Origin of the sequence: Oscillibacter sp. CU971 (genome assembly GCF_905219725.1) — a bacterium.
Lineage (GTDB): Bacteria > Bacillota > Clostridia > Oscillospirales > Oscillospiraceae > Oscillibacter.
In genome coordinates, this window is record NZ_CAJMXG010000013.1 from 21,693 (window position 1) to 29,485 (window position 7,793).

4 protein-coding genes are annotated in these 7,793 nt (G+C 60.8%); all 4 read left to right on the forward strand.

Going from position 1 to position 7,793, the window contains the following annotated elements; translation table 11 throughout:
- Position 1 precedes the first annotated feature (1 nt).
- Complete coding sequence (locus JX325_RS02250; RefSeq protein ID WP_374220575.1) at positions 2-931, forward strand: cell wall anchor protein; 930 nt, start codon at positions 2-4, stop codon at positions 929-931.
- Between the two features lie 36 nt (positions 932-967).
- The gene (locus JX325_RS02255; protein ID WP_204789557.1) at positions 968-1,822 is read left to right on the forward strand and encodes a class D sortase; all 855 of its coding nucleotides are present in this window, start codon (positions 968-970) and stop codon (positions 1,820-1,822) included.
- Positions 1,823-1,950: 128 nt separating this feature from the next.
- Entirely contained in the window at positions 1,951-2,730 is a 780-nt protein-coding gene (locus JX325_RS02260; protein WP_204789553.1) for a CAP domain-containing protein, read from the forward strand.
- Positions 2,731-2,805: 75 nt separating this feature from the next.
- On the forward strand, positions 2,806-7,793 hold a 4,988-nt coding region (locus JX325_RS02265), incomplete at its 3' end, for a SpaA isopeptide-forming pilin-related protein (protein ID WP_204789554.1).

The window sequence follows — 7,793 nt, forward strand, 5'->3', positions numbered from 1 at the left end:
GNTGAAGAGACTGACCGCAGTCTGCGCTCTGGCATTGGCGCTGACTATGGCCCTCGCTCCCGCCGCTTACGCGGCGGAGTGGGCCGACCCCGCCCAGGTCTGCTACCCCAGCTCCGTCACCCAAAGTGAGGACGGAACTGAGATCCGCAAGTTCTACGATCTGTCCCCGGAGGACGATCCCACCGGCATCCCCCGCTCGGACTTCGAGCAGGACGGATACCACTACACCCTGGTGGATCTACTCAAGCAGGAACTTCCGGAGCATGAGAGCCGCCAGCACACCGAGACGGTGACGCTGGACAGTAAAAACAAGGATATGGCCTCTGTGCTGGCTCTGCTGCCCCAGGAGAAGGCGTTCATCACCGACGACGGCCTTGCCGGGACGCTGACCCTGCGGCTGGATACGGTGCAGGTGGAGGTGGCCGGCTACGGCAGCTCCACCAAGCAGGTCTCCGCCACCCGGACCTATCCCAATCTGGCGGGACAGGACACCCAGTACATCCCCAAGACCATCCAGGACGGAGGGCGCACTCTGACCCTCCAGGACGTCAGCTGGCAGACGGACAACACGGGAAGTCTGGACGGCTACGCCCTGGGCGACCGCTACACCGCCGTGGCCACCTACACCGGCAGCGCCACCAGCAGCTATNTCAAAGGCTATACCGTCACTGCCGACTACACTGGGACAGTCAGCTGGNTCGCCCTGAANANGACCCGGTATGTGGCAATTTTCGAGGGGACGCCCCTCCAGCCTGTGGAGCCTGTGGGCGACGGTCTGGAGGCAACCGATCCGGCCCCCGCCGCCAGCTTCAACTGGCCGCTCCTGCTGGCGCCTCTGGGCCTCATCGCCGCGGCTGGCGGCGGCATCGGGATCGCCCTGTTCCTCAAACGGCGCAGTGAGCTGGCCGAGGGCGGCGATGAGGATGCATAATTCCAAACCCGTAATCAGAAAGGACTGGTGAATGTGATGAAGAAGAAACTGACCATGCTCCTCCTGGCTCTGTGCATGATGGCCTCCACGATGGCGACCGCCTATGCCGCGGAACCTCTGGAGTACACGATTGACGGCACTGGCGACCCGGAGTACGGCAAGGCCACGTCCATCGAGGTGGTGCATACCCCTGGCGGCGGGGCCATGAAAAACGAGGACGTGAGTAAGAACGCCGCTCTCGCCCCGCCCGCCTTCGGCAGCTACAGCGCCGACACCCTGCACACCGGCACGCCCCTCACTCCCAATCTGGCTCCCGGCTATCAGCCCACCTCCGGAGCCATTATCAACGGCAGCGCCGGTGTCATCCAGCCTCCCGCCATGGGCGGCAGTATGGGAACGGATTCCGGCAGCGGCTCCGTCTATGTCCCCGGCTCGTCCTCGGTGACAGTGACCAACCCCGGCAGTGCCTCCGGCGACNACACGGCGGTAACGGACGATCTCTATTACTCCGGAGGACACTTGGGCACGCTGAAGATCCCCGCCATTGGTCTGAGCGTCAAGATCTACCAGGGTACGGACAGCGCCGCGCTGAAGAAGGGCGCGGGTCATTTTGAGGACACCTCCATCTGGGATGGAAATGTGGCGCTGGCGGCCCACAATCGGGGCGTGAACAACCACTTCGGGGAGATCCATACGCTGGAGGTGGGCGATACCATCTCCCTGACCACACAGCTTGGGACCCGCACCTATGAGGTGACCTCCGTTTCCAAGGTGAGCGAGACAGACCGCAGCGCCCTCGCCGCCTCCACCACCAACATGATCACCCTTTACACCTGCGTCCGTGACCAGCGGGATCAGCGGTGNTGCGTNCAGGGCGNGGAAATTANCTAANATGCTTCGNTTTCGNCCGCTCGTTTCTCCATTTTAGATTGCATTTTCTTCTCGACTTTTGACCTCTGTTCCGATATTGTATTGCTTGCAAAAGCACCAAAAAATACGGAANNCAGGAGGAAAAAAGTATGACCAGCATGAAAAAGCGCATTGCCGCCGCATTGACGGCAGCCACCCTCACCATTGGGCTCACCGTCCTCGCCGCGGCAGCGGAAGCGCCCAACGAACCCATCCGGGTGAGCAGCTACAAGGGCAATACCCTGGAGGTAGGGGAGCGAAGCGGCCTGATCATCGGCCCCAGCGAGATCGACTACACCGTCACCTCCAGCGACCCGGACACGGTAGCGGTGGAGCAGGTGCTGACCTTCTGGGTGGCTGTCGCAAAGGGGGCGGGGACCGCGGAGATCACCGCATCCAACAGCGCCGGGGAATGCGGGAGCATGACGCTGACGGTCGGCTCCGCCGCCCCCGCCGCGCCGGAAGCTCCCGCCAGCATGGGCAGCGCCAGCCTGACGGACAACCTGGAGATCCGGCAGGAGATGATCCGGCTGATCAACCAGACCCGCAAGGCCAACGGCGTGTCGGAGCTGCCGGTCAACGAGGCCCTGATGACCGCCGCCCAAGCCTGCTCCGACCGGCGCTACACCTGGCATCACGCCGCAGAGGAGGGCCAAGCCGCCGCTGACGCCGGCTACCCCTACGGTTTCGGTGACAACCTCACCGTGTTCACCGGCACAGAGGATGCCGCCCAACACGCCCTGGACAACTGGATCAACTCTCCCGGTCACTTCGAGACCATGATCGACTCAAGATGCGACTGCATCGGCGTGGGTGTGACCCAGTACGACGGCATCACCTACTGCTACATGTTCGTCGGAATCCCAAACAGCGTCAATTTTTATGCGTAAGCGAAAATAAAACCAAAACGGCCTTCCAGCGCAAGCTGGAGGGCCGTTTTCTGTCAAAAAGGAGGCTGACAAGCTATGAAAAAGTTCCATTTTCCCCGAACCCGCCTGATCGCGGCTCTGCTGGCCCTGGTCTGCGTGCTGGGCCTGCTCCCCGGCACAGCCCTCGCCGCCACGCCGGACACCATCAAGATGGACGACTGCACCCACAATGGGGTCAAGTATGAGTCCCCAGCTCTGGGTACCTGCCACCTGCACCAGATGCACTTTGGACTCAACGGAAAGAGCACCATGGGCTTCTGTGCCGAGAAGGGCAAGGGCATGGGCTGGTCACTGGAGGGCCACACCTGGGGGAGTCCCAAGCCGGTCAACGACCCCACCGTCAAAACCATGATGGCGTACTTCTACGCCCACTCCACCGGCGTCTTTACTGATCAAGCCAAGGCTTTGGGTGTAGATGATGTGTGGGACAGCAACTACGCATGGACGATGAACTCCTGGACCCAGGCCATCGTCTGGCGCTACAAGGCCGGTCTGCTGTCCGACCCCGTGGTTGCCTGCGCTGAGGAACTGCTGTGCGTCTACAACAATCTGGAACACACCAATTATTCCAGTATTGACGAGACTATGGACGGCAGATCGTTCCGGGACCGGGCGCAGTATATCCTCGACCTGGGCGCGCAGGGCGTATGGGGCGACTGCGCCGTTTATGAATACGCATATGCCGGTCCCGGCTCCAGCTACCATCCGGCAAATGATNTGCAGGCCATCANGNTCGGTGAACTGACCGTGACCCGTGAGCTGTATGACCTGATCATCAAAAAGGTAGACAGCACGAATCCCAACAAGGGCCTGTCGGGGGCGCGGTTCAAGGTAGCCTCNGAAAATGGTGCCTACTCCAAGNANGTGGTGACANGCAGCGACGGCACTGTTACCGTATCCAAGCTGGAAGCGGGCACCTACGCCGTGACGGAATTGGAAGCCCCGGAGGGTTATGAGATCAACAACGCGGGTCCCCAGTATGTCGTTCTGCCCAATGGAGCCAACAAAATTGTAACGGTTACGTTTAGCGATACTCCTGAGATCACCGGTGAGGGCAGCATCCGCAAAGTAGATGCGGACNATCCCACCAAGGGCCTTGCCGGAGCGGTCANTAAAATCACCGGCGTGGACAACGACTTCACCGGAACCTATATTACCGGCGCGGGCGGCTATTTGACGGACGTGCCCTGGGATACCATGCCCATCGGCAGCTTTGTGGCGGAGGAAGTCACGCCCCCGGAGGGCTACACCAAAAGCCCGGACATTAATAAAACCAAGCAGACCTTCGTCTGGGACGGCANGACCGATGTGGCCCTGGTNTTTGAGAATGACGCCAAGGTAAAGGTCAGGCTCATCAAGCTGGACGACAGCGGCAATCCCCTCCCCGGTGCTGTTTTTAACATTGTGCGTGACGGTCAGATCATCGGCACAGAGGAGACCAAGGCAGACGGCTCCATCACCGTCACCGATGTGACCGAGGGGATGTACGCTTNCGTGGAGGTNTCCGTACCGGCTCCCNGGGCCACCCTTACCGAGCCGGTGATCGCCCATGTGGATCAGGCAACTGTCAACGGCGGCGGAACGGTGNCTGTGACGGCCTCCNACAAGCGGCTGNCCAGCCTCACTATTCTCAAGCGGGACGCGCAGACCGGGGATGTGATCCNCAACACCCATTTTGAAATCCGCGGCATCCATTACGGCTACCACAACGATGTGACCACCGGGCCGGACGGCAGGGCGGTCCTCTCCAATATTCCTGTGGACAGCTATGAGGTGANGGAAAAGTCCGTCCCTGATCCCTATGTGGTGGGAGACGAACCCACCCAGACGATCTNGCTGGGGGNNGGAGACAGCAAGGAGCTGGTCTTTGACAACCTGAAGCAGCCTGTTTTGAAAATTTCCAAGGTAGAGCAGGGGTCCAACACCCCCATTCCCGGTACTGTGNTCACCGTGGAGGGCATCGACAGCGACTACCGCCAGGATGTGACCACCGAGGCGGACGGCTTCGCCACTCTGCGCGTTGCCCCCGGCAGCTACCGGGTGACGGAGAAGTCCGTCCCTGAACCCTACTGTCTGCCGGAGGATGAGGCTGACCGGACGCAGACCATCAGCCTGAACGGCGGCGATGATAAGACCCTGATCTTCAAAAACAGCAAGAAGCCCCTGCTGACCCTCTCCAAGATTGACACCGATACCGGAGTGCCTGTCCCCGGCACCGTCCTCACCGTGGAGGGGATCGACAGCGATTACAAGGATGACTGGACCACCGGCGCGGACGGCACAGTGGCTCTGCGTGTTGACCCCGGAACCTACCGTATCACGGAGAAGTCCGTCCCCGCCCCCTACTACCTGCCGGACAAGGACGCAGACCGGGTGCAGACCATTTCCCTGAATCCCGGCGATGAGAAAACGGTGGTGTTCCGCAACCACAAGACCCCGGAGCTGACCATCTTCAAGGAGGACAGCGTGGCCGGCGCTCCCATTGAGGGGGCCAAGTTCCGTGTGACTTATACGTCCAACGGTGAAGCCGCGGGCGCTCCCGCCTCCATGGACTTCGGTATCTTCGTCACGGATGCCAGCGGCCAGATCAAGCTCCATGAGAAAGGCAAGAAGCTGTACCCCGGAGAATACACCGTCACCGAGGTGGAGCCTGCTCCCGGCTTCCAGATGAAAGAGCCTCTCACCCAGAAGGTCATCCTTCACGGCGGCGAGAGCAAGACGCTCACTTTTTTCAACGAGCCGTTAAATGCCATTGTGGTGGAAAAGTACGACAGCGTGACCCATGAGGCCCTCCCCGGCTGTACCTTCCAGCTCCGCTTTTTGGGCGGCACTTCCGGCACTGGCGGCACGGTCATCGGTACGAAGGTGACCGGGAAAAACGGAACCGCCATCTGGACCGGGTTGACTGCCGGCACCTACATCGTGGAGGAAATCGACCCGGCGGACGGCTACTCCATCATCAATGTCTCTGAAACGGTCTATATTTCCGACAAGGGTGAGCAGAACGTGGTCACCGTCTCCTTCGACAACGCCCCGGACGGCATCCTGCTCATTCGGAAGGTCTGCGCCACCAACCCCAGCGTGACCCTCCAGAACGCCGAGTTCAAGGTTATGTACGCAGACGGGACCCTGATTGGGGACTCCAACGGCATCTACCGCTCCGATGAGAACGGCGAGATTCGCATCCCCGGCCTGAAGCCGGGAAAGAGCGTGGTAGTCACCGAGGTACGCGCCCCCGCTGGTTTCCTGATTGATACCCAGAGCCAGACCATCCAGATCCAGGCGGGCAAAACGGTGTCTCTCACCTTTAAAAATCAGCCGAAAGGCAGCCTGATCATCCAAAAACGGGACAGCCAGACCAATGAGGTGCTTCCCGGCGCTGAGTTCAGAATTACCACTGCCGCAGGGTGTGAAGTGGGCCTGGATGGTGTCATTGGCTCGTCTACCCTGACCCAGAACGGCATTTTTGTGACGGACGCCCAGGGCGAGATCAAGATCACCAATCTGGCTCCCGGCGCCTATGTGATCAACGAAATCAAGGCCCCGGACGGCGGGTACGTCATCGACACGCCCTCCACCAACGTGGTCATCGGGCAGGGCGGAGACACCCAGACTGTGGTGATCAAGAACACCCGCAAGGGCGGCCTGATTATTGAGAAGTATGACAGCGTGACCCNTCAGCCCCTGGCTGGGGCGCAGTTCAAGGTGATGACCGCCAACGGGGAGCTGACCCCGGACAACGAGGGCATGACCTCCAGCAACGGCCTCTACACCACCGATGTCAACGGGCAGATCGTGCTGTCCAAGCTGCTCCCCGGAACCTATGTGGTGTCCGAGGAAAAGGCGCCGGATAATTACCGCAAGGACCCCACGCCCCAGACTGTGGTGGTCAATGCCGGGGACACCCAGACCATCCGGTTTTACGATGATCCCCTCTGCACCCTGACCATCCTGAAGCGGGACGCGGTGACCAAGAAGCCCCTGCGGGGCGCTGAGTTTATGGTGCGTGACAGCTCCGGCCATGTGATCGGCCCCAATAACGGCCTCTACACCACCGGCACAGACGGTACCGTCACCATCACCGGGCTGACTCCCAATTCCACTGTGGTCGTCTCCGAGAAAAAGGCCCCCAACGGGNACATTCTGGACGAGACNCCCAAAAATATCGTGGTNCGCACCNGCGTGGCCCACACCCTGATCTTTGACAATGAACCCGGCACTACGCTGATTATCCGTAAATTCATCGAGGGCACTGAGAACGAGCCGCTGTCCGGCGTGGCCTTTAAGGTTGTGGACGGCAACGGCGGCGCTGTCGGCCCCGATGACGGCGTGTATTACACAGACAAGTCCGGCGAGATCGTGCTGGAGGGCATCGAACCCGGTACCACCGTGAAGGTGCGGGAGATCAAGACCGTGGAGGGCTTCGTGCTGGATGGGACCCCGCAGGACATTCTCATCAAGGGCGGCGAAGTGCAGCAGTTGACCTTCTGGAACAAGCGGGCCGGAACCCTGGTCATCCAGAAGAAAGACAGTGTGAGCGGCGCTCTGATTTCCGGCGCGCAGTTCCAGCTCACCTACGCCAACGGCGGGTACGTTGATAACGACAACGGCCACCTGTCCTCCAATGGCCTCTACACCACCGATGATAAGGGCGAAATCCGAATCAACGGTATCACCGGGACCGTGGTAGTCAAGGAGACCAAGCCCGCCCCCGGCTATGTCATCGACCAGAGTACCCAAACCCAGACGGTCACCGTCAACCCCCTGGACACCCAGACCCTCACCTTCCTGAACGAACCCCTGTGCAGCTTGACCCTGACCAAGCTGGATTCCGTCACCGGCAAGCCTGTTCCCGGCACTGAGTTCACTGTGCGGGACGGCAGCGGCACTGTGCTGGGCCGCTACACCACGGGCAAGGATGGGACCGTGACAGTCACCGGCCTTGTTCCCGGCAGCACCGTGGTGGTCACCGAGACCAAGGTGCCGAGTGGCTATGTCCTCAACAGCACGCCCCAGACCATCAT

Bases quoted from the DNA above. Each gene is read 5' to 3' on its own strand.
- JX325_RS02260 (WP_204789553.1), top strand. From the start codon at position 1,951: ATGACCAGCATGAAAAAGCGCATTGCCGCCGCATTGACGGCAGCCACC.